Annotated in this window: 25 protein-coding genes; 7 read left to right on the top strand and 18 right to left on the bottom strand. The window is 65.7% G+C overall.

All coding sequences use genetic code 11. The features are described from left to right. Positions 1-14 precede the first annotated feature (14 nt). A complete protein-coding gene (gene cydX, locus QNI11_RS19190) occupies positions 15-152 on the top strand; it encodes a cytochrome bd-I oxidase subunit CydX (protein WP_100928998.1) in 138 nt (45 codons plus the stop codon). A 238-nt stretch (positions 153-390) separates the two neighbouring features. On the opposite strand, the gene QNI11_RS19185 is transcribed toward cydX, so the two are convergent. From QNI11_RS19185 to QNI11_RS19140, 10 genes are all read right to left on the bottom strand, one after another. Then, entirely contained in the window at positions 391-1185 is a 795-nt protein-coding gene (locus QNI11_RS19185) for a hypothetical protein (protein WP_283981367.1), read from the bottom strand. Between the two features lie 465 nt (positions 1186-1650). Next, positions 1651-3174: an aldehyde dehydrogenase (NADP(+)) gene (locus tag QNI11_RS19180; protein ID WP_283981366.1), complete on the bottom strand. Its 1524-nt coding sequence runs from the start codon at positions 3172-3174 to the stop codon at positions 1651-1653. Between the two features lie 26 nt (positions 3175-3200). Beyond that, positions 3201-4754 carry a UxaA family hydrolase gene (locus QNI11_RS19175; RefSeq protein ID WP_283981365.1) on the bottom strand — a complete coding sequence of 518 codons (1554 nt, stop codon included), beginning with the start codon at positions 4752-4754 and terminating at the stop codon, positions 3201-3203. Beyond that, positions 4751-5476 carry a ribonuclease activity regulator RraA gene (locus QNI11_RS19170; protein ID WP_283981364.1) on the bottom strand — a complete coding sequence of 242 codons (726 nt, stop codon included), beginning with the start codon at positions 5474-5476 and terminating at the stop codon, positions 4751-4753. The genes QNI11_RS19175 and QNI11_RS19170 overlap by 4 nt, the downstream gene beginning before the upstream one ends. Before the next feature lie 9 nt (positions 5477-5485). Beyond that, entirely contained in the window at positions 5486-6385 is a 900-nt protein-coding gene (locus tag QNI11_RS19165) for a dihydrodipicolinate synthase family protein (protein ID WP_100929002.1), read from the bottom strand. 81 nt (positions 6386-6466) lie between these two features. Beyond that, complete coding sequence (locus QNI11_RS19160; RefSeq protein ID WP_283981363.1) at positions 6467-6910, bottom strand: hypothetical protein; 444 nt, start codon at positions 6908-6910, stop codon at positions 6467-6469. Then, a complete protein-coding gene (gene araD, locus QNI11_RS19155) occupies positions 6911-8650 on the bottom strand; it encodes an L-arabinonate dehydratase (RefSeq protein WP_283981362.1) in 1740 nt (579 codons plus the stop codon). A gap of 268 nt (positions 8651-8918) precedes the next feature. Further along, on the bottom strand, positions 8919-9041 hold the full coding sequence (locus tag QNI11_RS19150; protein WP_100929006.1) for a dihydroxy-acid dehydratase: 123 nt from the start codon (positions 9039-9041) through the stop codon (positions 8919-8921). Positions 9042-9050: 9 nt separating this feature from the next. Next, positions 9051-11132 (bottom strand): TRAP transporter large permease subunit, encoded by a 2082-nt coding sequence (locus QNI11_RS19145; protein WP_283981361.1) that lies wholly within the window; start codon positions 11130-11132, stop codon positions 9051-9053. 107 nt (positions 11133-11239) lie between these two features. Beyond that, positions 11240-12280 carry a TRAP transporter substrate-binding protein gene (locus QNI11_RS19140; protein WP_100929008.1) on the bottom strand — a complete coding sequence of 347 codons (1041 nt, stop codon included), beginning with the start codon at positions 12278-12280 and terminating at the stop codon, positions 11240-11242. Positions 12281-12449: 169 nt separating this feature from the next. Between QNI11_RS19140 and QNI11_RS19135 the strand changes: the two genes are divergently transcribed. Then, entirely contained in the window at positions 12450-13154 is a 705-nt protein-coding gene (locus QNI11_RS19135; RefSeq protein WP_283981360.1) for a GntR family transcriptional regulator, read from the top strand. Positions 13155-13179: 25 nt separating this feature from the next. Here QNI11_RS19135 and choV read toward each other — a convergent pair whose 3' ends face one another. The 4 genes from choV to QNI11_RS19115 all read right to left on the bottom strand — a co-directional run bounded on the left by choV (position 13180) and on the right by QNI11_RS19115 (position 16978). Next, positions 13180-14259 (bottom strand): choline ABC transporter ATP-binding protein, encoded by a 1080-nt coding sequence (gene choV, locus QNI11_RS19130; RefSeq protein WP_283981359.1) that lies wholly within the window; start codon positions 14257-14259, stop codon positions 13180-13182. Position 14260: 1 nt separating this feature from the next. After that, positions 14261-15094: a choline ABC transporter permease subunit gene (choW, locus tag QNI11_RS19125; RefSeq protein ID WP_005862538.1), complete on the bottom strand. Its 834-nt coding sequence runs from the start codon at positions 15092-15094 to the stop codon at positions 14261-14263. Between the two features lie 319 nt (positions 15095-15413). Further along, on the bottom strand, positions 15414-16334 hold the full coding sequence (locus QNI11_RS19120; protein ID WP_283981358.1) for a choline ABC transporter substrate-binding protein: 921 nt from the start codon (positions 16332-16334) through the stop codon (positions 15414-15416). Between the two features lie 152 nt (positions 16335-16486). Continuing rightward, entirely contained in the window at positions 16487-16978 is a 492-nt protein-coding gene (locus QNI11_RS19115) for a MarR family winged helix-turn-helix transcriptional regulator (RefSeq protein ID WP_100929012.1), read from the bottom strand. 234 nt (positions 16979-17212) lie between these two features. On the opposite strand from QNI11_RS19115, the gene ectA reads away from it, so the two are divergent. The 5 genes from ectA to QNI11_RS19090 all read left to right on the top strand — a co-directional run bounded on the left by ectA (position 17213) and on the right by QNI11_RS19090 (position 21534). After that, a complete protein-coding gene (ectA, locus tag QNI11_RS19110; protein WP_100929013.1) occupies positions 17213-17743 on the top strand; it encodes a diaminobutyrate acetyltransferase in 531 nt (176 codons plus the stop codon). A 53-nt stretch (positions 17744-17796) separates the two neighbouring features. Continuing rightward, positions 17797-19086, top strand: a complete 1290-nt coding sequence (gene ectB, locus QNI11_RS19105; protein ID WP_283981357.1) for a diaminobutyrate--2-oxoglutarate transaminase — start codon at positions 17797-17799, stop codon at positions 19084-19086. 5 nt (positions 19087-19091) lie between these two features. Further along, positions 19092-19493, top strand: coding sequence for an ectoine synthase (locus QNI11_RS19100; protein ID WP_100929015.1), 402 nt, complete (start codon positions 19092-19094; stop codon positions 19491-19493). Beyond that, positions 19494-20915 carry an aspartate kinase gene (locus QNI11_RS19095; RefSeq protein ID WP_100929016.1) on the top strand — a complete coding sequence of 474 codons (1422 nt, stop codon included), beginning with the start codon at positions 19494-19496 and terminating at the stop codon, positions 20913-20915. It begins immediately after the preceding gene. Between the two features lie 166 nt (positions 20916-21081). Continuing rightward, positions 21082-21534, top strand: a complete 453-nt coding sequence (locus QNI11_RS19090; protein ID WP_100929017.1) for an Rrf2 family transcriptional regulator — start codon at positions 21082-21084, stop codon at positions 21532-21534. A gap of 37 nt (positions 21535-21571) precedes the next feature. On the opposite strand, the gene QNI11_RS19085 is transcribed toward QNI11_RS19090, so the two are convergent. Genes QNI11_RS19085 through ctaD form a run of 4 tightly spaced genes read right to left on the bottom strand, consistent with a single transcriptional unit; the run spans position 21572 to position 26185 of the window. Next, entirely contained in the window at positions 21572-22675 is a 1104-nt protein-coding gene (locus QNI11_RS19085; RefSeq protein WP_283981355.1) for a c-type cytochrome, read from the bottom strand. Beyond that, a complete protein-coding gene (locus QNI11_RS19080) occupies positions 22672-23247 on the bottom strand; it encodes a cytochrome c oxidase assembly protein (protein ID WP_283981354.1) in 576 nt (191 codons plus the stop codon). The genes QNI11_RS19085 and QNI11_RS19080 overlap by 4 nt, the downstream gene beginning before the upstream one ends. After that, positions 23241-23630, bottom strand: a complete 390-nt coding sequence (locus tag QNI11_RS19075; RefSeq protein WP_100929020.1) for a hypothetical protein — start codon at positions 23628-23630, stop codon at positions 23241-23243. Before QNI11_RS19075 ends, QNI11_RS19080 begins: the two co-directional genes overlap by 7 nt. Beyond that, the gene (gene ctaD / locus QNI11_RS19070; protein ID WP_100929021.1) at positions 23630-26185 is read right to left on the bottom strand and encodes a cytochrome c oxidase subunit I; all 2556 of its coding nucleotides are present in this window, start codon (positions 26183-26185) and stop codon (positions 23630-23632) included. Before ctaD ends, QNI11_RS19075 begins: the two co-directional genes overlap by 1 nt. Positions 26186-26187 lie beyond the last annotated feature (2 nt).

Here is a 26187-nt window from a genome sequence, read left to right as displayed (position 1 = left end):
AAAGGAGACGGGATATGTGGTATTTCGCTTGGCTTCTGGGCCTGCCCCTGGCCGCGCTGTTCGCGGTGATGAACGCGATGTGGCTCGAGCTGCGCTCCGACGCATGGACCGCCGAGGACGCGGACCGCGAAGAGGACGAAGCGGCGCGCTGAGGCTGCGTCGTGACGCGGAAAAGGCCCCGGGGTGATCCGGGGCCTTTTGGTATCGGGTGTGGGGGGAGGTGTGGGTCCTTGGGTCCGAACCGTTTGCGCGCTCGTTTCCTTAGTCCAGCGCACGGCGCATGGAGTGAATTTTCAATTCACGCCGGAGGCGTGGATCGGTGGAAGAAATCCGGATGCAACTCTCTAAAATACTACCTAGTATTCAATTTAAACGCATCGACGTTGAGCCTTATCTGGGGAAGAGTTGCGCTCCTCCAGTCCATTCAAATTCGGAGTAAACTGCAAGAAGTGCAGTGCGCATGATCACTACAGTGTCTTCTGTAATATCTATTGCCCCATAGTGACCGTCGGCCATAGTCGTGCCAAACTTGCTACCATTCAAGCCCATGCTGACAAGCGCAGCCCCTTGAATGGAAATCTTCTCCATGTCAATCGGCTTCAGGTCTATTTCTTTATTCCACACCATCCCTTTCGAACGATCTTCGGCGTGCTGGATTGAGTTGCGAACTTCCTTCAGGTCTGGAACTTCCTTGAAGAATTGATCTGAAATGGTGCTTATATTTTTTGGTGAAGAGTGATCTTGCGCGATATCGTTAAGAAATTTTCCGAACAAATCCAAGGAGTGAATGAACGCCTTCGCAAAGATGAACGGTGGCCGTGTAAGGAATATCCTTGGCTTGAAACCACTCTTCCAGAGTCGGCGGCGAACCTCGGCATCAATTTGAGTGCGGCGCTCGCTGTATTTCTTCCTGGAGTCTTCTGCTGTCTGGTTTCTGGATGTCATTCCATGGGGGGAAAGCTCTGCTTCTACTTCGCGAGAGATTCTTTCTTGGGCCTCCAGCTCTGCAATATTATCGCGGGAGTTTCTTTCGGCATCTAGAGATTGTTCGAACATATCAAGGACAATAATCGCCTCCTCAACAGAAAATTCAAGAAAATCTATCTGTCCGGAAATGCGCCGCGCTTCGGTCTGGTCTAGCCCCTCAATCCAAATTCCTGGTTTGATCCAATCAATAATTTTCATTAAAATTCCGTTTCTCTAGGTTCGACGTTGCCGATTTCGCGCTGACTCTAAGATCAAACTGCGCACGGTCGTGATCGAACCGGTTTCTCAGTCGTGTAGTTTTTGTTGGCCGAACCTTCATTTTGAATGGCAAATTCTATTGAGGCGATGCCAGCTTAGCAACGCAATCATACATGGATTTGCTGACTTTGCTCGGCTGGGTAGCATAATAGTCTGAAGCCATGCAGATTCGACTGCTTTTTTTGATGTAGCAGTGCGACTAACCTTTGAGACTCAATGATTTAAACTCGACGCCTCGCGGAAAGTTTGGGACAGATTTGGAATGTGGCGTGTTGCCGAGCATGCTACGAATGCCGGATCAGGGGCATCCTCGAGGCACGCCTGAACCCGCCACGATGACCGTATTACACAAAAAAGGCCCCGGATCGCTCCGGGGCCCTTTGTGTCGCGCCGTGGCGCCCTGTCTCAGCCGAGGTCGCTGGGGAGGAGGGCGTCGGGCATGTTCTGGTAGCAGACCGGCCGCAGGAAGCGGCGGATGGAGAGGGTGCCGACAGACGTTGCGCCGAAGTTCGTGGAGGCCGGGTAGGGGCCGCCGTGGACCATGGCGTCGGCCACTTCAACCCCGGTGGGGAAGCCGTTCACCAGGATGCGGCCCGCCTTGCGCTCCAGCACGGGCATCAGGCGCTTGCCGAGCGCGGTGTCGCCGTCGTCCATGTGCAGCGTCGCGGTGAGCTGGCCTTCGAAGCCCTTGGCCAGGGTCTCCATCTCGTCGGGGCCGGTGACGCGCACCACGAGGCCGAGCGGGCCGAAGACCTCTTCGCCCAGGGCGTGGTCCTGCAGGTAGTCGGAGGCGTCGGTCTCGTAGAGGTTGGGCAGCGCGTTGCGGCCTTCGCTGTCGGTGACCAGCACCGGGCGCACGGCGTTGCGGCCGTCGAACCGCTTCTTGCCGTCCTTGTAGGCCTGCGCGATGCCGTCGGTCAGCATGCACTGGCTGCTGGCGCCCTTCAGCGCCTCGGCTGCGGCCTGCACGAAGGCGTCGCCCTCGGGGCCTGCCTCGACCACGGCGATGCCGGGGTTGGTGCAGAACTGGCCGGCGCCCATGGTCAGCGACCCGGCCCAGCCTTCACCGATCTGCGCGCCGCGGGCCTTGGCGGCCTCGGGCAGCAGGAACATCGGGTTGACGGAGCCGAGCTCGCCGAAGAAGGGGATCGGTTCGGGACGCTGGGCGCAGAGGTCGAAAAGCGCGCGACCGCCGCCGAGCGAGCCGGTGAAGCCCACGGCCTTGATCAGCGGATGCTGGACGAGGGACTGGCCCACGTCGCGCTTGCCGCCCTGGATCAGGGAGAACACGCCCTTGGGCATGCCGCATTTCTCGATGGCGGCGTGAATCGCCTCGGCCACGATCTCGCCGGTGCCGGGGTGGGCGGAGTGGCCCTTCACCACGACCGGGCAGCCTGCGGCCAGCGCGGCGGCGGTGTCGCCCCCGGCGGTGGAGAAGGCCAGCGGGAAATTCGAGGCGCCAAAGACGGCCACGGGGCCGATCGGGCGCTGCACCATCTTCAGGTCGGGGCGGGGCAGCGGCTGGCGGTCGGGCAGGGCCTCGTCATGGCGACGGTCGAGGTAGTCGCCCTTCTGGATGTGCGTGGCAAACAGCCGGAGCTGGCCGGTGGTGCGGCCGCGCTCGCCCTGGAGGCGTGCCTCGGGGAGGCCGGTTTCCTGCGTGCCGATCTCGGTGATCTGGTCGGCGCGGGCCTCGATCTCGTCCGCGATGGCGTTGAGGAAGGCGGCGCGCTCCTCGCGGGTGGTGTAGCCGTAGGTCCAGAAGGCTTCTTCCGCCGCCTCGCAGGCGCGGTCCACGAGGTCGGGCGTGCCGACGGCATAGGCATGGGCCGGGCCGTGCGCCGGTTCGGACTGGAACGTCTGGTCGGAGGCAATCCATTCGCCTGCGATCAGGTGCTTGCCGTGGGGGGTGAATGTGTCTTTGGGCATAGTTCTCTCCCTTTGTGGTCGGTGCCTCAGCCGGTCACTCCGATCGGCCATGGGGCAAATTCATCTGCGCCGACGCCTGCGGCTTCGCTTTTCGTGGCCTCGCCGGATGCGGTGGCGAGGATGCGGGCAAAGATCGTTTCACCCAGGGCGTCGAGCGTGGTGGCGCCATCAATCACGGTTCCGCAGTTGATGTCCATGTCGCCGAGCATCTTCGTGTACATCGGCGTGTTGGATGCCAGTTTGATCGTCGGTGCGGGGTAGGATCCGAAGCACGACCCCCGCCCGGTGGTGAAGGCGATCAGGTTGGCGCCACCCGCGATCTGTCCGGTGGCGGCGACAGGGTCGTAACCGGGTGTGTCCATGAGGACAAGCCCGTGCGCGGTCACCGGCTCCGCGTAGCGGTAGACCGCCTGAATGCCGGAGGAGCCGCCTTTTTTCGCGCCGCCCAGCGCCTTTTCGATGACGTTGGCGAGCCCGCCCTGCATGTTTCCGGGGCCGACGACGCCCTGCATCTGCACGTCCTTGCCGTCGGTGTAGTCGAGCCACCACCTGATCCGGTCGAGGATGGCGCGGCCCGTGGCCTCGTCCTTTGCGCGGGCGGTCAGGGTGTGTTCGATGCCGTAGAGTTCGGGGAATTCCGACAGGATCGCGGTGCCGCCGTTGCGGGTCAGCAGGTCGACGGCGCGGCCGAGCGCGGGGTTGGCGGAGAGGCCGGAGAACCCGTCGGAGCCGCCGCATTGCAGGCCCACGGTGATGTGTTCGGCGGACTGCGGCGTGCGGGTAGCGGTGTTCGCTTCGGGCAGCATGGCGCGGATGGCGGCCTTGCCCTCGGCGATGGCGGCGGCGGTGCCGCCCACGTCCTGCATGCGGACGGTGTGCAGCATCTTGCCGCTTTCCAGCGCGGTGTCGCGGAAGAAGCGGTCGAGGTTGTTGCGTTCGCAGCCGAGCGAGACGACCAGCGCGCCCGCGACGTTGGGGTGACGGATGTAGCCTGCCAGCGTGCGGTGCAGGAGGTCCATCGCCTCGCCCGTGCCCTCCATGCCGCAGCCCTGCTGGTGGATGAAGGGCACGACGCCGTCGACGTTGGGGAAGTCCGCGAGCCGGTCCTCGTCGAAATGCGTGGCGATCCTGCGGGCGACGGTGGCGGCGCAGTTCACGGTGATGAAGACGCCGATGTAGTTGCGGGTGCCGACGCGGCCGTCGCCCCGTGCGTAGCCCAGGAAGGTGGCGCGCTGTTCCGGCGGCAGCAGGTCCGGGGCGCGGTAGTCCTGCGCGAAGCGGTAGTCCTTCTGCACCTCGTCCATCAGCACGTTGTGGGCGTGCAGATAGGTGCCGGGCGGGCAGTCCTCGCCCGCAAAGCCGATGACCGTGGCGTATTTCAGCACCGGCGCGCCACGGGCGATGTGCCGGGTGGCTACCTTGTGGCCCGCGGGCACGTCCGAAAGCGCCACCAGCCCGTCGCCCAGGTCGGTGCCCGCGGCGATGGCCACGCGCGCGACGGCGGTGTTGTCCTGCGCGTCGAGGCGGATCAGGGGGCCGGGCACGGTGTGCGCCGGGCTGGCTGTCAGGGTATCGGTCATCGCCCGGTCTTCTGCCGCCAGTCCTCGTACTTCTGGCGGTTCTCGTCCTTGGTGCAGGGATAGAGGCCGATGATGGTCGCCCCGGCCTTCACCTGTTCCAGCGCGAAATCCTCGTAGGAGGTCATCTCGGTCGCCTCGGCGGCGATCTCGTCGGCGAGGTGCGCGGGGATGACGATCACGCTGTCGTCGTCGCCCACCATGATGTCGCCGGGAAAGATCGCGACGTTGCCGCAGCCAATGGGGCCGTTGATCTCGATCGCCTCGTTGTTGGTGAGGTTGGTGGGCGAGGAGGGGCGCTGGTGGTAGGCGCGCATCTCCAGCCCCGCGATGTTCATCGCGTCGCGGAAGCCGCCGTCCGTCACGACGCCCGCGCCGCCGCGCATCATCAGCCGGGTGATGAGGATGTCCCCGGCGGAGGCCATGGAGGCGTCGCCGCGGCTGTCCATCACCAGCACGTGGCCCTCGGGGCAGGTCTCTACCGCGACGCGCTGCTTGTGGTCGGGGTTGCGGAAGACCTCGATCCCGTTGCGGTCCTCGCGGGCGGGGATGTAGCGCAGGGTGAAGGCGGGGCCGACCATGTTGCGGCCCTTCATCGCGACCGGGTGGACGTCCTGCAGCACCTGCTTTTTCAGCCCGCGCTTGAAGAGCGCGGTGGCCAGCGTCGCGACAGAGACCTGTTCGAGCTGCGCCTTGGTGTCGGGTTTGAGCGGAAAGTCGGTCATGCGGTGTCCTCAGATCAGGCCGTTGGCGGTCATGAAGGTTTCCAGCCGCTGGCGCTGGCTGTCGGAAAGCGGCCAGGCGGCGGGCGGGCGGGCGGCGCCGCAGTCCTCGCCCATCATCTGGAGCGCGGCCTTCACTCCGGGCACGTTGGCGCCGCCCTGTTCCTCGGCGCGGATGTCCTCGAACACCTGCATCCCGGCGATCAGGCTGCGCGCCTCGTCGTAGTCGCCGCCTTCGAGCGCGGTGTTGATCGCGACGGAGCGTTCCGGCCAGACGTTGATCAGCCCGGAGGTGAAGCCGCGCGCGCCCACGGCGTAGAAGGTGGGCGCCCAGACTTCGGCGAGGCCGCCGGTCCAGACGATGTCGTCCGGGCAGGCGGCGATGGCGGCCTTCAGCTTCATCGGGTTGGGGGTGGCCCATTTGACCCCGATCACCCCGTCGATCAGGCACATGGCGCGGATCGCGTCGGTGCCGATTGCGTCGTTGCGGAGGTACAGCACGATGGGCAGGCCGTCGCCGGCCTCGCGCACCGCTTCGACGTAGTGGACGAGGCCACGGGGCGAGACGAAGGGATCGGGCGGCTGGTGGATCATCAGGGCGGAGGCCCCGGCAAGCCCCGACGCCTCGGCCAGCGCCTGCGCGTCGCGCACGCCGCGCCCGACGCCTGCGACCATGGGCACGCGGTCGTCGATGTGCTGGCCCGCGGCATGGACCATGGCCTGCGCTTCTTCCAGCGTCAGGCCGTAGAACTCGCCGGTGTTGCCGTTTGCGGTCAGGACGTGAACGCCCGCCTCGATGGCGCGCTCGACGATGGGGCGTTGCAGGTCGGGGGCGATTTCGCCCGCCTCGTCGAAGGGGGTGACGAGGATGCCGGACACGCCGGTCAGGCTTTTGTGGAGGTCAGATGGCATGGGGTTCTCCGTGAGGCCGGGCGGCGGTCCTTCGGCAGGGTCGCGCGCCACAGGTGAAGAAATGGATGGGAGGGGTGCGGGTCATGCCTGCCCTTTCCGGAGGGCGTTTAGGCACAGGAGCGCCAGAAGCGCAGGGCCCGCGATGTAGGGGAGGGCGCCCGGGTCTTCGAGCGCGCCAAAGCGGATGGCGATGGCGGTGAAGACGACCCAGACCGAAGCGATGAGCCAGAGCCCGGCCCGCAGGCCGCGTGGCGCGGGCCGCGCGGGTGTGCGGAAGAGGCGGACGAAGTGCACCGCGTTCCAGAACGCGATCCCCATCATCAGCGGGCAGAGGCCGACGTAGAGCGGCGACAGCATCAGGTCCCGGCGCGAGAGGCGGTCGGCGGTGAACATGTCCACCAGCAGGCCGGTCAGCAGCACGCCGTAGAGCAGCGCCAGCGCCGCCAGCGCAAAGGCCGCCAGTGCGCCCAGGAGTACCGGACCGGGAAGGCCCTCCGGCCTGTCGTCTGCCGCCACCTCCGACACTCAGTTGATTTCCGGTTCCGGCACGGGGCCGCCGAATTCGCTGGTCAGGAAGTCGAAGTCGCAGCCCTTGTCGGCCTGTTCGACGTGCTTGGTGTAGACGTAGCCGTATCCCCGTTCGAAGCGCGGTTCGGGCGCGGTCCAGGCGGCGCGGCGTTCGGCCATCTCCGCGTCGGAGATCTGCACGTTGAGGCGGCGGTTCGGGATGTCCATCTCGATCATGTCGCCGGTGCGGATCAGGGCGAGCGGGCCGCCGACGAAGGCTTCGGGCGCGACGTGCAGGATGCAGGCCCCGTAGGAGGTGCCGGACATGCGCGCGTCGGACAGGCGGACCATGTCGCGGTGGCCCTGTTTGAGCAGCGCCTTGGGCATCGGGATCATGCCCCATTCCGGCATCCCCGGCCCGCCCTGCGGCCCGGCGTTCCTGAGGACCAGGACGTGGTCCGGGGTCATCGGGTAGTTCTCGTCGTTGATGATCTCCTTCAGCTCCGCGTAGCTGTCGGCGACGATGCAGGGGCCGGTGTGCGTCTGGAATTTCGGGTCCATGGCGGCGGGCTTGATGACCGCGCCATCGGGGGCGAGGTTGCCGCGCAGTACGGCGAGCGAGCCTTCGTGGTAGAGCGGGTTGGACAGCGGGCGGATCACGTCGTCGTTGTAGTTCACCGCCGACTCGATGGTTTCGCCCAGCGTCTTGCCTGAGACGGTCATCACCGACAGGTCGAGCTTGTCGCCCAGCTCCTTCATCAGCGCCGGGAGGCCGCCGGCGTAGAAGAAGTCCTCCATCAGGTATTCCTTCCCCGAGGGGCGGATGTTGGCGATCACCGGCGTCGTCCTGCCGATCTCGTCGAGGTCGTCGAGCGTCAGCGGGATGCCCGCGCGGCGGGCCATGGCGATCATGTGGATGATGGCGTTGGTGGAGCAGCCGGTGGCCATGGCGACGGTGACGGCGTTGCGGGTGGAGGCCTCTGTCATGATCTTGTTCGGGGTCAGGTCTTCCCAGACCATGTCGACGATGCGCCGCCCGCAGGCCTTGGCCATGCGCTTGTGGCCCGCGTCCGGCGCGGGGATCGAGGAGGCGCCGGGCAGGGTCAGGCCCCAGCCGTCGGCGATGCTCATCATGGTGGAGGCGGTGCCCATGGTCATGCAGGTGCCGTAGCTGCGGGCGATGCCGCCCTGCACGCCCATCCACTCTTCCTTGCCGATGGTGCCGGCGCGGCGTTCGTCCCAGTATTTCCAGACATCCGTGCCGGAGCCGAGCTTCTGCCCGGCGTAGTTGCCGCGCAGCATGGCGCCCGCGGGCATGAAGATGAACGGCAAGCCCATGCTGACCGCGCCCATGACCAGCGCGGGCGTGGACTTGTCGCAGCCGCCCAGCAGCACCGCCCCGTCGATTGGGTGGGAGCGCAGGGTTTCCTCCACCTCGAGCGCGCCCATGTTGCGGTAGAGCATGGAGGTGGGTTTCAGGAACTGCTCGGAGAACGAGTGCACCGGCATTTCGACCGGGTGGCCGCCCGCCTGCAGGATGCCCTGCTTCACGAACTCTGCCCGGTCGCGCAGGTGGTGGTGGCAGGGCGAGAGGTCGGACCAGGTGTTGATGACGGCGATCACCGGCTTGCCGGTCCAGTCCTCGTCGTCCCAGCCCATCTGCATCGCGCGGGACCTGTGGCCCATGGAGCGCAGGTCGTCGGGCGCGAACCAGCGGGCGGAGCGGAGCTCTTCGGGGGACTTGCGGCGGTCGGTCATGGTCTTTCCTTACTGGTATTCGAAACTGGCGGCGCTGGCCGGGTCATTGCCGGCGGCGCGCGGCAGAGGGGTTTGGCACGGAGTCCGGAGGATGCTGCCCGGCACCACCATGCCATCTGCGGGGCCATTGGTCACGTAGGCCCCGATGGGGTTTGGGGCGGGGTCTGAGAACGGTTCTTCCCCGGGCTTGGGGGCGTCCGGTCCGCGCCGGGGCCGGTGCGGGGGCATCGGGTGGTATGGCATCTATGTCCCTCCCACGGGCCGGCGTTCACGAAATCGGCTGTGCGGCACCGAACATGATGCCGATGATGACCGCCACCAGGACAAGCCCGAGGAGCCAGGGCCAGATGCCGTAGCCGTCGATGTCTTCACGTGAGTCGCGTCCGATCATGGCTCTACCTCAGTTCAGGAGTTCGGGAAGGAAAAGGGCAATCTGCGGGAAGACCATCACCAGGACGAGGCCGATGATCTGCAGACCGATGAAGGGCAGCACCGCGAGGAAGATCTCCTGCAGGGTCACGTCCTTTGGCGCCACCGACTTCAGCCAGAAGCAGGCCGGGCCAAAGGGCGGCGACAGGAAGTAGATCTGGATGTTCATCACGAAGAGGATGCCGAACCAGATCTTGGCCTGGTCCTCGGTCAGGCCTAGTTCGGGGGCCAGCGTCATGACCACCGGGGCGAAGACAGGGACGGTGATCAGCACGATGGCGATCCATTCCATGAAGGTGCCCAGCACCATCAGGATCAGCATCATGACGATCACTGTGCCCATGGCCGACAGTCCGAGGTCGAGGAACAGCGAGCGCATGAACTCTCCGCCGCCGACGAGGTTGAAGATGCCCACGAAGGACACCGCGCCGAGGATCAGCCAGATGATCGTGCCGACGGTGGCCATGGTGCCCATGAGCGCGGCGGTCACCACCTCCCAGTTGAAGCGGTTGCGGATGGCGGCGATCACCATGGCGCCGATGCAGCCCACGGCGGCGGATTCGGTGACGGAGGCGATCCCGGCGTAGATCGACCCCATGACCGTGGCGATCAGGGCGATCGACAGGATCACGGCGGTCATCCGTTCGGAGGAGAGCTTCTGTTCGGTGCCGGTGATCTCGGCCACTTCCCGGGCGGTGGGTGCCATGGAGGGAGTGATGTTGACCCGGATCAGCACGTAGCCCGCGTAGAACACCGCCAGCATGATGCCGGGGATGGCACCGGCCATGAACAGGTCGCCGATGCCGACCTCGGCCGATAAGCCGTAGACGATCATGATGATCGACGGCGGGATCAGCGTGGCGAGGGCACCGGCGGCGCAGATCAGGCCGATGGTGATCTTGCGGTCGTAGCCCAGGCGGAACATCTGCGGCAGGGCGACGAGGCCCAGCATGACGATCTCGCCCCCCATGACGCCGGACATGGCGGCGAGGATCACGGCGACGACGGTGGTCTGCACGGCCACGCCGCCACGCAGGTTGCCCGCGAAGATCGACATGGCGTCGAAGAGGTCCTCGGCGATGCCCGCCCGTTCGAGGATGGAGGCCATGAGCACGAAGAACGGCACCGCGACGAGGGAGTAGTGTTCCAGCAGGCCCACCGCGTTCGAGGACACCAGGAACAGCCCGCGCGGCCCGAAGAAGCCGATGGCCATGATGACCGACACGATCAGCGTGACGATGCCCAGCGGCATGCCGGTCATCATCAGCGCGATCAGCATGACCACCATGATGAGCGACACGGTGCCCAGGTCCATGGACCGCATGTCCAGCGCCTGCGACGGGTCGAGCGCCTTGCCGATCCCGGAGATGAAGCCCGAGAACATCTCGGCCGGGGCGAAGGCGAAGACTTCGGCCAGGAAGGCGGAGGCGAAGTAGAGGACGAAGTAGGCGGAGACGATCTTGACCAGCAGGCGCCCGAGGTCGGAGTTCAGGTGCCGGTGCAGGTTCATCATGAGCTGCGCGAGGTACATGAAGGCACCGATCACCATCAGCGACTTCATCATCATCGGCAGCGGGGAGTTGAAGGCGGACCCGGATTTCTCGACGCGTTCGATACTGACATAGGCGCGGATCGGCGCGTCGGTCAGCAGCATGTAGAGCGCGAAGATCCCCACCAGCATGGCGAAGAGGTCGAGCCACCATTTCTGGCGCCGTGTGGTCAGCCCGTGGATGACGGTGATCGCGATGTGCCGCTTTTTCAGCGTGACGTAGCCCGCCGACAGCATCCACGCGGCGGCGACCGTGGTCATCACCGTCTCGAACGCCCAGAAGGTCGGGTGGTTCAGCACGTAGCGCGAGAAGACCTCGTACAGCGTGGCAAGCGCCGCGACGAGGTAGAAGGAGGAGATGGCGATGCCGGTGATGTGGCTGGCATGGTCGACCACCGTGTAGTCGGACATCGGCAGGTCCCGCTCCTCCGCGTGGGCGAGGGGGTCCTGATCGGCGATTTCCAGATCGGTTTGGGCGATGGCGTCGTCGATGTTTCGGGTCACAGCGGGAGTCCTCCCTCGGGGCCGGGAAAAGAGGGCCGCGGACGGGCCCTAGAGGTGCTGCGGCGCCCCCTTGGCCGGGGGCGCCATCGGGTCTCTGCGGGAGTGCGTCAGAGCAGCCCGGCTTCCTTCATGAAGGCGATGTGCGCGTCGTAGACTTCCTGCGCGAGGTCGGAGCCCTTGGCGAAGTCTTCCCACGCCTGCTGTGCCACCTTGCGGAAGGCGTCGCGCTCTTCCTGCGGCCAGTCGATCACTTCCAGCTCTCCGGCGGCCTTGTCACGGGCGACAAGCTGGCGGTCGAGGCGGTCGAAGTGCTGGCGCAGCCCGTTGTAGGCGGCGAGATACCAGGTTTCGAGCGCGACCTGCTCCTGCTCGGACATCTCGTCCCAGACGGCCTGGGAGACGGTGAACTGCAGGATCGGGGTGGAGTGGATGCCCGGGAAGATCGGGTACTTGGCGATCTTGTGCATCCCGTTGGCGTCGTTGTTGGCATAGGCGGAGTTGTCCGCCGCGTCGATCACGCCCTTTTCGAGCGCGCCGTAGGTTTCGGAGCCGGACATGGACACGGGCGCTGCACCGACGCGCTTGAAGACGTCCGCCGCAAGCCCTTCGGGGGAGCGCACCTTGACGCCCTCGAAGTCCGCCACACCGCGGATCGGCACCTTGGAGACAAAGGCCTCACGCGCGTAGGCGCCGCAGCCGACGACGTGCACGCCCTCGAAATGCGCGTCGAAGAGCTTCTGCAGCATCTCCTTGCCGCCGCCCTGCGCGCAGAACGCCTGAATCTGGTCGGCCGAGTCGTAGCCCGCGATCAGGTCGCCCATCAGCGCGAAGGCCGGGTCGACACCCGCGAAGTAGTTGATCGAGGTGAGGTCGCCGTCGAGGATCCCGACCGAGATCGCCTCGGCCGTCTCGCGGCGCGGCACCACGGCGTCGATCGGCAGAAGCTCCACCCCCAGCGATCCGCCGGTCATGGTTTCCAGCTTCGGCACCCATTCCTCGTTCAGGTAGGCGAGCGAGGCGTGGCTGGCGTTGGACGAGGTCTGGATCTTCAGCGTTTTGTCTGCGGCGCTTGCCGCCGTGGCCAGTGCCGCGACGGAGGCCGCAAGGACCGCCGCCTTTGACATGTTCTTCAGGATGTCGGTTTTCATTGAATTCCTCCCTTGGTGCAGTGCACGCGACGCGGCCCTCCTCGACCGGCGCTCACGAGCTGGTCAGACTAATATATTAGTTGAATTAGACGGTCAATCTTGATTGAATTGGCGAAGCGCCGATATTGAGTGGAGGCAAGGCCGCCACGGTGGCGCAATCGGAATGGACATGGCGATCATCGAACAGGCCTTCGGCGAACATGGAGAGAAGCACCCCGTCTCGGCGGCGGGCACCGTCTATGACGCGCTGCGCAAGAAGGTGGTGTCGCTGGATTATCCCCCGGGCACCGTCCTGTCGCGCACGGCCATCGCGCAGGAGTACGGGGTCAGCCTGACGCCGGTGCGCGAGGCGCTGCAGCGGCTGGAGGAAGACGGGCTGGTCCGGATCATGCCGCAATCCGGCACGGTGGTGAAACGCATCGACGTCGACCAGCTGCGCGAGACGCAGTTCCTGCGGGTCTCGGTGGAGACGGAGGTGGTGCGCAGGCTGGCGCTCGACCCCGATCCGGAGGTGATCTCACGCGCGCGGGCGATCATGAACATGCAGGAATCGCTGCACGGCGACACCACGCAGATGGGGCTGTTCAACGAGCTCGACCGCGCCTTTCACCGCACGCTGTTCGCGGGTGTCGGCATGACCAACCTGCAGCAGATCCTGATCCGCAGGCTGGGTCACCTGTTCCGCTGCCAGATGCTGGACCTGCCCTCCGAGGGCAAGATGGCCGACATCGTGGAGAAGCACTGGCGCATCCTGCACGGCATTGAGCAGGGCGACCCCGACGAGGCGATGGAGGCGATCCGCGTCCATCTGTCGGGCACGATCCGCCGGCTCGACATGCTCCGTGGGCAGTTTCCGGAGTTCTTTTCGAGCTGACGTCCCGCCGGGGCGCTCTGGGCGTTCAGGCGCTTTCGCGGACCTCTGCCACCTGCCGCTGTTCGTTCATCAGGGCGGTCAGCAGGGCGCGCGTGTCGATCATGCCCACGGGCCTGCCGTCCTCCATCACGATCAGCGGATCGGTGTCCTGGCTGAGCAGGGGAAGGATTTCGCGGATCGGCGTCGTGGGGGCGACATGCCGCGCCGATGCGGGCGGCGAGGCGGGGGCGGGGCCCATGATCTCCATCGCGCGCAGGACGTTGAGCGGGTTCATGTGCGCGACGAAATCGGCGACGTATTCGGTGGCGGGGGTCAGGACGATGTCCTGCGGCGTGCCGCATTGCACGATGCGCCCGCCTTCCATGATCGCGATCCGGTTGCCGATCTTCAGTGCCTCGTCGAGGTCGTGGCTGACGAAGATGATCGTCCGCCCGAGTTTTTGCTGAAGTTCCAGCAGCTCGTCCTGAAGACGGTTGCGGATCAGCGGATCGAGGGCCGAAAACGGTTCGTCCATCAGGAGGATCGGCGCTTCGGTGGCAAGCGCCCGGGCAAGGCCCACGCGCTGCTGCATCCCGCCGGACAGTTCCTGCACCTTGCGGTCGGCCCATTCGCCGAGGTTCACGGTGTCGAGCTGCCGTCGGGCGCGGTCAAGGCGTTCGGCGGCGGGCACGCCCGCGATTTCGAGCCCGAAAGCCACGTTGTCGATGACGGTGCGCCACGGCAGCAGGCCGAACTGCTGGAAGACCATGGCGACACGCTGGGTGCGGATCTGGCGCAGCGCCTTCGGCGAGGCCTTGGCGACATCGACAAACTTGTCGTCGACGCGGACCTCCACCTTGCCGCGCGCCACGGGGTTCAGCCCGTTGACCGCGCGCAGCAGTGTCGACTTGCCTGAGCCGGACAGGCCCATCAGCACGAGGATCTCGCCGTCGTGCACGTCGAGGGTACAGTCGTGCACGCCCAGCACCTGGTTGGTGCGTTCCTGGATTTCGGGCCGCGAGAGGCCTTCGTCCATCAGCGGAAGGGCGGTTTCCGGCGCGTCGCCGAAGACGATGTTGACCGCGTCGAAGCGGACCATGGGGCGGTTCATCACGGGATCGCTCATCTCAGGACCCCCGCTTCTTGAACATGCGGTCGAAGATGATCGCCACGAGGACGATGGCGATGCCCACCTCGAAGCCCTGCGCGATGTTGACGGAGTTCAGCGCCCGCAGCGTCGGCACGCCCAGCCCGTCGGCACCGACCAGCGCGGCGATGACGACCATCGAGAGCGACAGCATGATCGTCTGGGTCAGCCCGGCCATGATCTGCGGCATCGCGTAGGGCAGTTCCACCTTGTAGAGCAACTGCCGGCGGGTGGCGCCGAAGGCTTCGCCCGCCTCGATCAGTGCGGTGGGGGTGGAGGTGATCCCGAGGTGGGTCAGGCGGATGGGGGCGGGGATGGCGAAGATGACCGTGGCGATCAGCCCCGGCACCATGCCCAGCCCGAAGAGGATCAGCGCCGGGATCAGGTACACGAAGGTCGGGATCGTCTGCATCAGGTCCAGCACCGGCGACAGCGCGTTATAGAGCCACGGACGGCGCGCGGCGGCGATGCCCACGGGAACGCCGACCCCCATGCAGACCACGGCGGCGGCGATCACCAGTGCCAGCGTCTCGGTGGTTTCTTCCCAGTAGCCCTGGTTGATGATCAGCAGGAGCCCGGCTGCGGTGAAGATCGTGAAGCCGACGGAGCGGCGGGCGAACCACGACAGCAGGGTGATGAGCGCGACGATCAGCAGCGCGGGCGGCGTCTGGAGGCACCAGAGCAGCGCGTCGATCACCGATTCCAGCGCAAGGGAGAGCCCGTCGAAGAACCACACGGCGTTGTCGGTCAGCCAGTCAACCGCGTCCCTGACCACGCTGCCGATCGGCAACTTGTGTTCTTCCAGCCATTCCATGTCACGCCCTCTTTCTTGATTGATCCGTCAGTCAACTACCGCAAGCGCGCCAATTTCTAAAGGGGGCTGGCGGTTCGGGTCCGGCGCACTATCGCAAAACCCTTCGGAATGTTCATGTTCTTTCCGCCGCGCGCGCCGGGAAATCCGGTTCCGTGCGGAGGTCGGCAGGTTTGCCGCGCCCGGGCGAATCGCCCTGTCGGCCCGGCGGGTGGTCTTCGTTTCCGGTGCCTCTGCCCCGGTCGCGGCGGTCGGCGCGACGCTGAAACGAAAGACGCCCCCGCGGTCTGCGGGGGCGTTTGGTGGGGTGGTCGTCGGGCGCTTATTCCAGCGCGGCCTTCACGGCCTCCATGGCGTCGCCGCCGTCCTTGGTGGTCACGCCGGTCAGCCAGCCGTCCAGAACGCCGGTGTTGGCCTGAAGCCATTCGGTCGCGGCATCTTCCGGGTCTGCGCCGCCGTCGAGGATCTTGCCCATGATCTCGTTCTCCATCGCGAGGGAGAATTCGAGGTTGTTGAGCAGCGCGCCGAGGTTCGGGCACTCTTCGGCGAAGCCGGCGGAGGTGTTGGTGTAGACCGTCGCGCCGCCGAGGTTCGGACCGAAGTAGTCGTCGCCGCCGGTGAGGTAGGACATCTCGTAGTTGGCGTTCATCGGGTGCGGTTCCCAGCCGAGGAAGACGACGGGTTCGTCGCGGCGGTCGGCGCGGGCGACCTGGCTCAGCATGCCCTGTTCGGAGGATTCGACCACCTCGAACCCTTCGAGACCGAAGGCATTCTCCTCGATCATGGACTGGATCAGGCGGTTGCCATCATTGCCCGGTTCGATCCCGTAGATCTTGCCTTCGAGCGCGTCCCTGTGGGTGGCGATGTCGGCGAAGTCCTTGATGCCGAGGTCGGCGGCGGCCTTGTTGACGGCCAGCGTGTACTTCGCCCCTTCGAGGTTGGCGCGGACGGTGTCGACGGTCCCGGCCTCGCGGTAGGGGGCGATGTCGGCTTCCATCGTGGGCATCCAGTTGCCTAGGAAGACGTCCACGTCGCCGGAGGCCATGGAGGTGTAGGTCACCGGCACGGACAGCACCTTCACGTCGATCTCGTAACCGAGTGCCTCGAGCACGACGGAGGTGGCGGCGGTGGTGGCGGTGATGTCGGTCCAGCCGACGTCGGACAGGACAACCGTCTCGCAATCGGCCCAAGCGCCATTGGCCGAAAGAGCCGCTACGGCGCAAAGGGTGAAGGTCTTTTTCATCTGGTTTCTCCGCTGTCGGGTCATTTTGATGCATCCCAACATCCGGCAATGTCGCCCTGTCTTCAAGCAATCTTGTCGCGGGCGTGTCAGAGGGTCATGTCAGGCGGCATTCCGCGCCGGCACCGGGCGTACGGGGTGAACCCGGGGCACGCTCAGTGCGCGCCGTTCCTTGCGGCGTGGCGAATGTCGCCTGTGTCCAGCACTGGGGACGCGTCCAGATCCTCCGCATCGAGCATGGCTGCAACGCGTTCGAGGGACGCCACGAGCATGGCCTGCTCCCAGTCGTCCATGGCTTCGAACTTGCGCACGAAACGCTGCTGCAGGGGGTCGGGCGCCCGATCGAGCGTCTTGTATCCCAGCGGCGTCACCTGGATGTTGGTCTGACGGCGGTCGGCGGCGGATTTCTCCCGGACAACGAGCTCCTGCCGCACGAGCTTGTCGACAAGCGACGTCACCGTCGCCTGAGTCACCCTCATGCGTTGCGCGATCTCTGTCGCGGTGGCGGAACCGTTCTCCGCGATGATCTGCAAGGCGCGGAACTGGGGCGCGGTGATACCTGCCACCTGCTTCAGTTCGCGACCGAACAGCTCTGTCGCGCGGAGAATCCTGCGTAATGCGATCAACGACGTATCGATGCGATCCATCGAACCTCCTTTGTTAGACTGTCTAAATATAAGGACGGCTAACCATTGCGTCAAGCAGGTCACAGGTTAGCTTGTCGAAGGATGTGCCCTTAGCCATATAAAGGGCTTGTAAGCGCTTATAGCGGGGTTTTGCGCGAAACATGGCGCGAAACCGAAGAATATTTACTTTGCCTATTGAAGCAATGACCGGCCCGCGCTATTTAGATTAACGAAGCAAAATGGAGCAACCGATACATGCAACATCCGCGTGACCTTGCCCGGCAGGCCTTGCCGACACTGCGCACCCCGGTATCCGAGGACGGCTCGGGCATCTGGGAGCTTGTGCGCGCCTGCAAGCCGCTCGATGAGAACTCGATGTATTGCAACCTTCTGCAGTGCGACCACTTTTCCGACACCTGCGTGGTGGCGGACAAGGGCGGTGAAGCTATTGGCTGGGTGTCTGCCTACATCCTCCCGAACGATCCCGAGACGCTGTTCGTCTGGCAGGTCGCCGTGTCCGAAAAGGCACGCGGCATGGGCCTTGGCGGCAAGATGCTGGCCGAGATCCTGAACCGTGACGTGTGTGCGGACGTGACACGTCTGCAGACCACGATCACGAGCGACAACAAGGCGTCCTGGGGGCTTTTCCGCAAGTTCGCCCGCAACCAGGGTGGCAGCCTCAGCTCTGAGCCGCACTTCACCCGCGAAGATCACTTCGCAGGGCGCGCCGCGACCGAGAACATGGTGACCATCGAGTTGCCGAACCCGGTGGCGCAGGCCGCCTGAGGCGCAGACGCTCCAGAATTCCTGACATTCAAAGTTATCCGAGAGAGGTCGTAATGACTACGCAACCGACAGAACTTAACGTGTTTGAACGACGCGAATCCGAAGCCCGCTCCTACTGCCGTGGCTTCAAGACCACCTTCACCAGCGCCAGCGGGTCGGAGATGACCGACGAATCCGGTCAGACCTACATCGATTTCCTGGCAGGCTGCTCCTCGCTGAACTACGGGCACAACGACCCGGACATGAAGGCAGCGCTGATCGAGCACCTGACCAACGACGGCATCGCCCACGGTCTGGACCTGCACACCAACACCAAGAAGGACTTCATCGAAGCCTTCGAGCGTCACATCCTCGAACCGCGCGGGATGGACCACAAGCTGATGTTCGTGGGCCCGACCGGCGCCAACGCCGTCGAGGCGGCGATGAAGATCGCCCGCAAGGTGACCGGCCGCACGAACGTGATTTCCTTCACCAACGGTTTCCACGGCGTGACGCTTGGCGCGCTGGCCGCGACCGGCAACAGCTACCACCGTGGCGGCGCCGGCATCCAGCTGAACGGCGTGACCCGGATGCCCTACGACGGCTACATGGGTGAAGGCACCGACACCGCCGACATCCTCGAGACGATGCTCGAGGACAAGTCCTCCGGCATGGACGCGCCTGCCGCGATCATCGTGGAGCCCGTGCAGGGCGAGGGCGGCTTGAACGCCGCGCGCCCCGAGTGGCTGCGCCGCGTGGCGGAGCTTGCCAAGAAGCACGGCGCGCTGCTGATCGTCGACGACATCCAGGCGGGCTGCGGCCGGACCGGCGACTTCTTCGGCTTCGAAGAGGCAGGTCTCAAGCCGGACCTCGTCACCATGGCGAAATCCGTCTCGGGCTTCGGTCTGCCGATGGGCCTCGTGCTGGTGAAGCCGGAACATGACATCATGGGCCCGGCCGAGCACAACGGCACGTTCCGCGGCAACACCCATGCCTTCGTGACCGCCCGCGTGGCGATCGAGAAGTTCTGGGCCGACGATGCCTTTGCGAAGGACATCGCCCGCCGTGCCGACATCGTCGAGAAGGGCCTGAGCGCCCTGGCCGCGATGATCCCGGGCGCCTACCTGAAAGGCCGTGGCATGATGCGCGGCGTGGACGTGGGTTCCGGCGAACTGGCGGCAGCCATTTGCGCCAAGGCCTTCGAGAACGGCCTTGTCATCGAAACGTCCGGTCCGGAGGACGAGGTGGTCAAGGTGCTCGCACCGCTCACCACCCCCGACGAGACGCTGGGTAAGGGTCTGGCCATCGTGCTGGACGCCGCCCGCGAGATCGTCGAGCCCGGCCAGAAAATCGCAGCGGAGTAACAGACATGATCGTCAGAGACTTCAACGAGATCACCAAGAACGAACCCGACCGCGTCGTGTCGGATGCAAAGTGGACCTCCGTCCGCATGCTTCTGGCCGACGACAAGATGGGGTTCTCGTTCCACATCACCTTCCTTGAGGCCGGTTCCGAACACACGTTCGAATACAAGAACCACTTCGAGAGCGTCTATTGCATGCAGGGTTCGGGCTCGATTACCGACCTCGCCACCGGCGAAACGCACCCGATCAAGCCCGGCGTCATGTACGCGCTCGACAAGCACGACCGGCACGTCCTGCGCGCGGACGAGGAACTCGTCATGGCGTGCTGCTTCAATCCGCCCGTGACGGGCAACGAAGTGCACCGTGAGGATGGCTCCTACGCCGCGCCCGAACCTGCAGAGGCCTGAATGACCCATACTGTCGAAAAGATCGGCGGGACGTCCATGTCCCGCCTCGGCGAACTGCGCGACACGCTGTTCATCAAGAACGGCAAACCGGAATACGGCCGCATCTTCGTCGTTTCCGCGTTCGGCGGCATCACCAACATGCTGCTCGAACACAAGAAGACCGGTGAACAGGGCGTCTTTGCCAGCTTTGCGCAGGCGGATGACGACCACGGCTGGCACCGCGCAATGGACCGCGCCTCGACAGAGATGATCGCGGCGCACTCCGAGGTGCTGACCCACGCGGGCGACGTCCAGCTTGCGACCCGCTTCGTGCAGGATCGCATGGAAGGCGCCCGGAGCTGCCTGGTGGACCTTCAGCGGCTGTGCTCCTACGGGCACTTCCGCCTGAACGAACACCTGCTGCAGATCCGCGAGTTGCTGTCGGGGCTTGGCGAGGCGCACTCCGCCTACGTCGCTGTCCTGATGCTGCAGCGCGCTGGCGTGAACGCCCGTCTGGTCGACCTGTCCGGCTGGCGTGACGAGGAGCATCTGAGCCTTGAGGATCGCCTGGCAAAGGGTATGGACGGCGTCGATCCGGCGACCGAGATGCCCATCGTCACCGGCTATGCCCAGTGCACCGAGGGCCTGATGCGCGAGTTCGACCGCGGCTATTCCGAGGTGACGTTCTCTCGTCTGGCGGCACAGACCGCCGCGCGCGAGGCGATCATCCACAAGGAATTCCACCTGTCCTCTGCCGACCCGAAGGTGGTCGGTGCGGAGGTGGTGCGCAAGCTCGGCCACACCAACTACGACGTGGCGGACCAGATGGCGAACCTCGGGATGGAGGCAATCCACCCCTCGGCCGCCAAGACGCTGCGCCGTGCCGGTGTGCCGCTGCGCGTGACCAACGCGTTCGAGCCGGAAGATCCGGGCACCATCATCGACGACAAGCCGGCGGAAAGCGCCGCGGCCGAGATCGTGACGGGCCTTTCGGTCTTTGCGCTGGAAGTGTTCGAACAGGACATGGTCGGCGTGAAGGGCTACGACGCGACGATCCTCGACGCGCTGAAGCGCCATGACGTGTGGATCGTGTCGAAGGTGTCGAACGCCAACACGATCACCCACCACGTCCATGGTTCGCTGAAGGCGCTGCGCCGGGTCGAGAGCGACCTGAGCGACGTCTACCCGCAGGCCGACATTTCCCTGCGCAAGTGCGCGCTGGTGTCGGTGATCGGCCGCGACCTGACCGGGCTGTCCGTGCTGACGCGCGGCATGGCGGCGCTGGAAGAGGCGGGCATCGTTCCGCTGGGCGCCGCGCAAGGGCCGCGCAGTGTCGACGTGCAGTTCATCGTCGACCACTCGGAACTGTCGAACGCGATCTGCAGCCTGCACGACGTGTTCTTTCCGCGAGAAGAAAAGGCCGGTGTCGCGCTCGTCGCTTGACGGCTGCGGCCTATAACCGAGTTCAACGACGGGCCCTGCCGGCAACGGTGGGGCCCGTTTTTCTGATGGTAGAGCGGTCTGGTGCAGATTACCGCCTGGGCTGAAAACGTTGACGCATTCAAAATCCTGCATCAGGTTGGCAGGAATTCATAAAAGGTAATGCTGTATGCACTTCTCGAAATTTACCGATTATGCTCTCAGGGTCTGCCTTTACCTGGGCGTCCACGATGGGCGCGTGGTGCCGATCTCGGAAATTGCACGGGCGCACAACCTGTCGCAGAACAACCTGATGAAGGTTGTGAACATGCTGGTCGAGGGCAGCTATCTGAAAAGCACGCGGGGCCGTTCGGGCGGCGTTCAGCTTGCCCGGCCGGCGGAGGAGATCAGGGTCGGCGACGTGGCACGCTACATGGAAGGCGATGCCAATATGGTCGATTGTTCGACCTGCATCCTGCTCGGGTCCTGCGGGCTCGTGGGTGCGCTGGCCGAGGCCAAGATCCTCTTCTACCAGACCCTCAACCGGCACAGCATCGCGGATGCGATTGCAGGTCATCCGAGGACTAGAGCCATCCTTATGGAAGCCGACAACCTGCCGGACCCCATATCCCGCGCGAGCTGAGCCTCGCCGCCGTGTGCCAGGATGCCAGGCGGGCCGCTCAGTTGCCCGCGGCGGTCCCGCCAGCCGTCAGCCCGGCGTAATAGGCCGCAAGGTCGGCGATGTCGCCGTCCGACAGGGGCTTTGCCGCCGCCTCCATGAGGTGGGCGCGGGGTGTCTCGGGCACCGGGCCGTCGCGGTACATCAGCAGCCAGTTGTACAGCCAGAAGCCGTCCTGTCCGGCGATGCGGGGCGTGTCGGCGCGGCGCGGCATCAGCGGGTCGTCTCCGCCCTCGTGGCAGGATGCGCAGGACGCGATGTCGTCATGCTCGTCCCCCTTGCGGGCCAGCTCGGCACCGCGCTCCGCATCGCCGAAGGGCAGGGGGCGGCCGCTCCAGTCGCCCTCCATCTCTGCGTACATCTGGGAGATACCGTCGATGTTGGCATCCGTCAGTATCGCGCCGAGCGGCTCCATGAAGCCGCTTTCGCGGCTGCCGTCGTGGTAGGCGTCCAGCACCAGCGTCAGCCATTCCCGCGACTGTCCCGCCAGCTTCGGCGCCGTGCCTTCGCGGCCCAGCCCGTCCTCACCGTGGCAGCGGGCGCAGGCCATGTCCTTCGGAATCGCGCCGTAGAGGCCGGGGAAGCGGATGGCGTCGCCCGCGTATGCGGTGCCGAGGGCAGCCTCCTCGTACGAGGCGCGGTCGAAATCGTCATACGCCCGCAGGAAGGCGGCGATGGCCCATGGTTCGACCTCGCGGCCCTCGCCGGGCCAGGAAGGCATGCCGGAGTAACGGATGCCGTGCCGCGCGATCCACCACAGTTCGCCGTCGGTGAAGTCGAGCCCGTCGAGCATCGGGGGCGCGGGCATCATCTCGGCCGGGATCGGGTTGCGCGCGATGCCGGGCGCGCCGTGGCAGGTGGCGCAGCCGGTGGCGAAGTGTCCGGCGCCAAGGCGGATCAGGCCGGGATCGTCGAGATCGACCTGGCGCGGCACCTCCTTGTCGCGGGACCGGATGGCGACGGCGTTGCGCATGTACTGGTGCAGGACCTCGCGCACGCCGGGCCAGTGCGGCGTCGACGCGGCGATGGTGTAGGGGGCGAGCCAGTAGAAGGCGTTCCCCAGCACGAAGAGCAGCACGGCGGCAAAGAGGACCAGGCGTTTCATGCGGGTTCTCCTTCGTCGAGCGCGCGGCCCAGCCGGCTCAGTGCCGCCGCGAGGTAGAGCGCGCCGCCCAGTCCGGCCATCAGCACACCGGCGATCTGCTGTTCCTGCAACGCGGTGAGGCCGAAGTACCCCGCGCAGATGTCGCCGTAGAGGTCGCGGGGGGCGAGGCCGATCAGGGCGCCAAGCAGCGTCATGTGCATGGTCGTGCCCAGCAGAACCAGCGCGCCGCCGAACGGCCCGGCCTGCCGCACCGCACCCCAGAGCAGCAGCCCCGCGCCGAGGAAGCTGGCCTGTTCGAGGATGAGACCGGCGGTCTCCGTCCGGGCCCAGAGGTGCATCCCGGGCAGATGCCACGTCCAGACCACGGCCATGTCGATCACCGATCCGAGCGCGAGGGCGATCGGACCGGAGGGGAACGCGTCCGGCAGGCGCGGCGCCCAGAGCATCGGCACGACCGCGACCACGCCCAGGTGCAGGACCATGTGGACGATCATCGACCCGGTGGCGTAGGCGGGCAGCGCCAGCCACAGCACGGCCAGCAGCACAAGCGCTATGGCGCGGCGCATCAGCATGTCGTCATCACCAGCCCGGGGATCACGGTAAAGCCCACGGCCACAGCGGAGAGGATGCACAGGAGGAGCGACACGTGCCCCATGAACCGTTCGCGGGCCGGGCGTGAATCCTCGGTGATCTCCTCGAAGATGACGAAGGTGCCGCCGTAGCGGCGCACGGCGATCAGCGCCAGCAGGCCGATGAGCACGATGGAGGCCAGCCCCAGCGCGGCGATGATCCAGCGCACGTCGAGGAGCGACCCTCCGATCTTGGCGCACCAGATGGCGGCGACCCAGTAGCTGATCAGGAAATGCGCGGCCCAGATCGAGGGCGCGGCGACCATGATCCAGAGGGAGCCGTCGTCGATCAGTCGGGGGGCGGGGATCTTGCTTGGGCGTCTCATCACAGCGCCCCCAGCCAGAGCGGGAAGACCGCCAGCATGGCGAAGGTCATGATGACCGTCACCGCGAGGAAGTGGGTGTAAAGCGTCAGGTTGCGCAGGTCCGCCGGGAAGTCGGGCGTGCAGATGCCCGCCCAGATGCGCGCCGCTGTATAAAGCTGCATGAGCAGGCCAAGCGCCACGTGCACGGAAAGCCACAGGAGCAGCGCCCAGATGGTCGCGTCGAAGCTGTGGCGCGTGGGGTCGAGGCCCGCCTGCATCGCCGCCCAGGCAAAGGCGGCCATGCCCAGCACGCCCGCCACCGGTGCGGCGAGGAGCGCGCCGATGGCCGCGCCCGGGGCACGGGACGCCAGTTGACCGCGCGCCGCGACGGTCAGGCCCCACTGTCCCATAACGCCGGCAAAGCCCAGGATGAGCCAGCCGAAGGGCATCGCCTCGGTCGTGGACATGAAGTCCGGCAGCACGGTCCAGAAGAAGAAGTAGGAGAACACCAGCCCGACAAACGCCGTCATGTCGCCGGTCATGGTGATGAACACGGCCCACCAGCCGACCGACCCGGCGCCTGCCTCGTACGTGGGCAGGGTCAGGCCGCGCCCGGCGTATTTCTCGGGCTTCTCGGGGATCTGCGCGGTGCCGGTCCACAGCCAGTAGAGCGTGACGGCGACAAAGGCCGCGCCGGAGATCAGGGCGATGGTCCACCAGTGGTAGGTGGCGACGATGAAGCTGGTCCCGAGGAAGAGGGCGGCGAACAGCATCAGCCAGGACGGCCCCGGCACGCGCTGGACGAACAGCGGGCGGGCGTCGAGGATGTCGGTGACGATCAGCTCGCGCTTGCCTTCCTCGGCGTCGGGCAGGAACCACTCGCCGCGGTCGATCTGGTCGAGCAGGCCGGGCTGGTCCCACAGCGGGTAGCGCGAGGTGATGAGCGGGATCGACCGCACGCCCCACGGCTTGTCGGGGACCTCGGCGCTCCATTCCATCGTTCCGGCGTTCCAGACGTTGCGCTTCACCGGGGCGTGCTTGCCGCGCGGCCATAGCACGTTGACCGCCAGCACGACGAACCCTGCGGCGAAGATGAAGCTGCCGACGGTCGACACCATGTTCAGCACGGCCCAGCCGTCGGTGACGTCATAGGTCCAGACGCGGCGGGGCATGCCCATGACGCCAGTCCAGTGCATCGGCAGGAAGGCGATGTTGAAGCCGCCGAACATCAGCCAGAAGGACCACTTGCCCGCCTTCTGGTTGGTCTGGCGCTGGGTGACGAAGGGATACCAGTAGTAGACCCCGGCAAAGAGCGGGAAGAGCATCCCGCCGATCAGCGTGTAGTGCAGGTGGGCGACGACGAAGTAGCTGTCATGCGCCTGCCAGTCGAAGGGCACCAGCGCGACCATGACGCCCGTGAGGCCGCCGAAGACGAAGATCGCCAGCGCGCCGCCCGCAAACAGCATCGGCAGGGAGGGGCGCACCTTGGCCACCAGCATCGTCGCGACGAAGCAGAAGATCTGGATGCCTGTCGGGACCGCCACCGCCTCTGACGCGGCAGAGAAGAAGCTGAGCGAGATTTCCGGCAAGCCCACGGTGAACATGTGGTGGACCCACAGGCCGAAGGACAGGAACGCCACGCCCACCGCCGAGAGCACGATCCACGAATGGCCGATCATCGGGCGGCTGGCAAAGGTCGGCAGGATCGTGGCGATCAGAGCGATGGACGGCAGGAAGACGATATAGACCTCCGGGTGGCCGAAGATCCAGAACAGGTGCTGCCACAGCAGCGGATCGCCGCCCCGGTCCGGGTCGAAGAAGGCCCAGCCGAAGGCGCGTTCGAGTTCGAGCAGCAGGTCGCCCGCGATCAGCGGCGGGAAGGCGAAGAGGATCATCCCCGCCACCACCAGCACGTACCAGCAGTAGAGCGGCATCTGGTTCAGGCGCATGCCCGGCGGGCGGGACTTCAGCACGCCGACGATCAGTTCGACCGCCGCCGCGATCGACGACACCTCGATGAACGACAGGCCCAATAGCCAGATGTCCGCGCCGACGCCGGAGTATTCCGGGTTCGACGACAGCGGCGCGTACATGAACCAGCCGCCGTCCGGCGCCGCGCCGAAGAAGATCGACCCGCAGACGAAGACGCCGCCGATCAGGAAGCACCAGTATCCGAACGCCGAGAGGCGCGGGAAGGGCAGGTCGCGCGCACCGAGGATCTCGGGCAGGACGAGGATGGCCACCGCTTCGAAGATCGGCACGGCGAAGAGGAACATCATCGCCGTGCCGTGCAGCGTGAAGACCTGGTTGTAGAGGTCCTGCGACAGGAAGTCGTTGCCCGGCACCGCAAGCTGCGTGCGGATCAGCAGGGCCAGAACCCCGGCAAAGCAGAAGAAGGCGAAGGAGGTCAGCAGGTACCAGAGCCCGACCTCGGAGTTGTTGACGTCCGACAGGTAGCGCCAGCCCTTCGGGCTTTCCCATGTCTTCAGCAGGCGCTCTCGCTGAGCCTTGTCGCGGGCCTCGTCGTAGGGCTCGGCGGGCGGCAGGTCGTCAAGGTCGAAGGCGTCTGATTTCATGG

The organism is Sagittula sp. MA-2, assembly GCF_030126985.1.
Taxonomy (GTDB): Bacteria; Pseudomonadota; Alphaproteobacteria; order Rhodobacterales; family Rhodobacteraceae; genus Sagittula.
This window is presented reverse-complemented; position numbering and strand designations above follow the sequence as displayed.

Bases quoted from the DNA above. Each gene is read 5' to 3' on its own strand.
- QNI11_RS19135 (WP_283981360.1), top strand. From the start codon at position 12,450: ATGGCGATCATCGAACAGGCCTTCGGCGAACATGGAGAGAAGCACCCC.
- QNI11_RS19115 (WP_100929012.1), bottom strand. From the start codon at position 16,978: ATGGATCGCATCGATACGTCGTTGATCGCATTACGCAGGATTCTCCGC.
- ectB (WP_283981357.1), top strand. From the start codon at position 17,797: ATGACTACGCAACCGACAGAACTTAACGTGTTTGAACGACGCGAATCC.
- ectA (WP_100929013.1), top strand. From the start codon at position 17,213: ATGCAACATCCGCGTGACCTTGCCCGGCAGGCCTTGCCGACACTGCGC.
- QNI11_RS19165 (WP_100929002.1), bottom strand. From the start codon at position 6,385: ATGCCATCTGACCTCCACAAAAGCCTGACCGGCGTGTCCGGCATCCTC.
- QNI11_RS19175 (WP_283981365.1), bottom strand. From the start codon at position 4,754: ATGACCGATACCCTGACAGCCAGCCCGGCGCACACCGTGCCCGGCCCC.
- QNI11_RS19095 (WP_100929016.1), top strand. From the start codon at position 19,494: ATGACCCATACTGTCGAAAAGATCGGCGGGACGTCCATGTCCCGCCTC.
- QNI11_RS19170 (WP_283981364.1), bottom strand. From the start codon at position 5,476: ATGACCGACTTTCCGCTCAAACCCGACACCAAGGCGCAGCTCGAACAG.
- ctaD (WP_100929021.1), bottom strand. From the start codon at position 26,185: ATGAAATCAGACGCCTTCGACCTTGACGACCTGCCGCCCGCCGAGCCC.
- QNI11_RS19185 (WP_283981367.1), bottom strand. From the start codon at position 1,185: ATGAAAATTATTGATTGGATCAAACCAGGAATTTGGATTGAGGGGCTA.
- QNI11_RS19120 (WP_283981358.1), bottom strand. From the start codon at position 16,334: ATGAAAAAGACCTTCACCCTTTGCGCCGTAGCGGCTCTTTCGGCCAAT.
- QNI11_RS19085 (WP_283981355.1), bottom strand. From the start codon at position 22,675: ATGAAACGCCTGGTCCTCTTTGCCGCCGTGCTGCTCTTCGTGCTGGGG.
- QNI11_RS19150 (WP_100929006.1), bottom strand. From the start codon at position 9,041: ATGATCGGACGCGACTCACGTGAAGACATCGACGGCTACGGCATCTGG.
- QNI11_RS19180 (WP_283981366.1), bottom strand. From the start codon at position 3,174: ATGCCCAAAGACACATTCACCCCCCACGGCAAGCACCTGATCGCAGGC.
- araD (WP_283981362.1), bottom strand. From the start codon at position 8,650: ATGACCGACCGCCGCAAGTCCCCCGAAGAGCTCCGCTCCGCCCGCTGG.
- choV (WP_283981359.1), bottom strand. From the start codon at position 14,259: ATGAGCGATCCCGTGATGAACCGCCCCATGGTCCGCTTCGACGCGGTC.
- cydX (WP_100928998.1), top strand. From the start codon at position 15: ATGTGGTATTTCGCTTGGCTTCTGGGCCTGCCCCTGGCCGCGCTGTTC.
- choW (WP_005862538.1), bottom strand. From the start codon at position 15,094: ATGGAATGGCTGGAAGAACACAAGTTGCCGATCGGCAGCGTGGTCAGG.
- QNI11_RS19100 (WP_100929015.1), top strand. From the start codon at position 19,092: ATGATCGTCAGAGACTTCAACGAGATCACCAAGAACGAACCCGACCGC.
- QNI11_RS19090 (WP_100929017.1), top strand. From the start codon at position 21,082: ATGCACTTCTCGAAATTTACCGATTATGCTCTCAGGGTCTGCCTTTAC.
- QNI11_RS19080 (WP_283981354.1), bottom strand. From the start codon at position 23,247: ATGCTGATGCGCCGCGCCATAGCGCTTGTGCTGCTGGCCGTGCTGTGG.
- QNI11_RS19075 (WP_100929020.1), bottom strand. From the start codon at position 23,630: ATGAGACGCCCAAGCAAGATCCCCGCCCCCCGACTGATCGACGACGGC.
- QNI11_RS19140 (WP_100929008.1), bottom strand. From the start codon at position 12,280: ATGAAAACCGACATCCTGAAGAACATGTCAAAGGCGGCGGTCCTTGCG.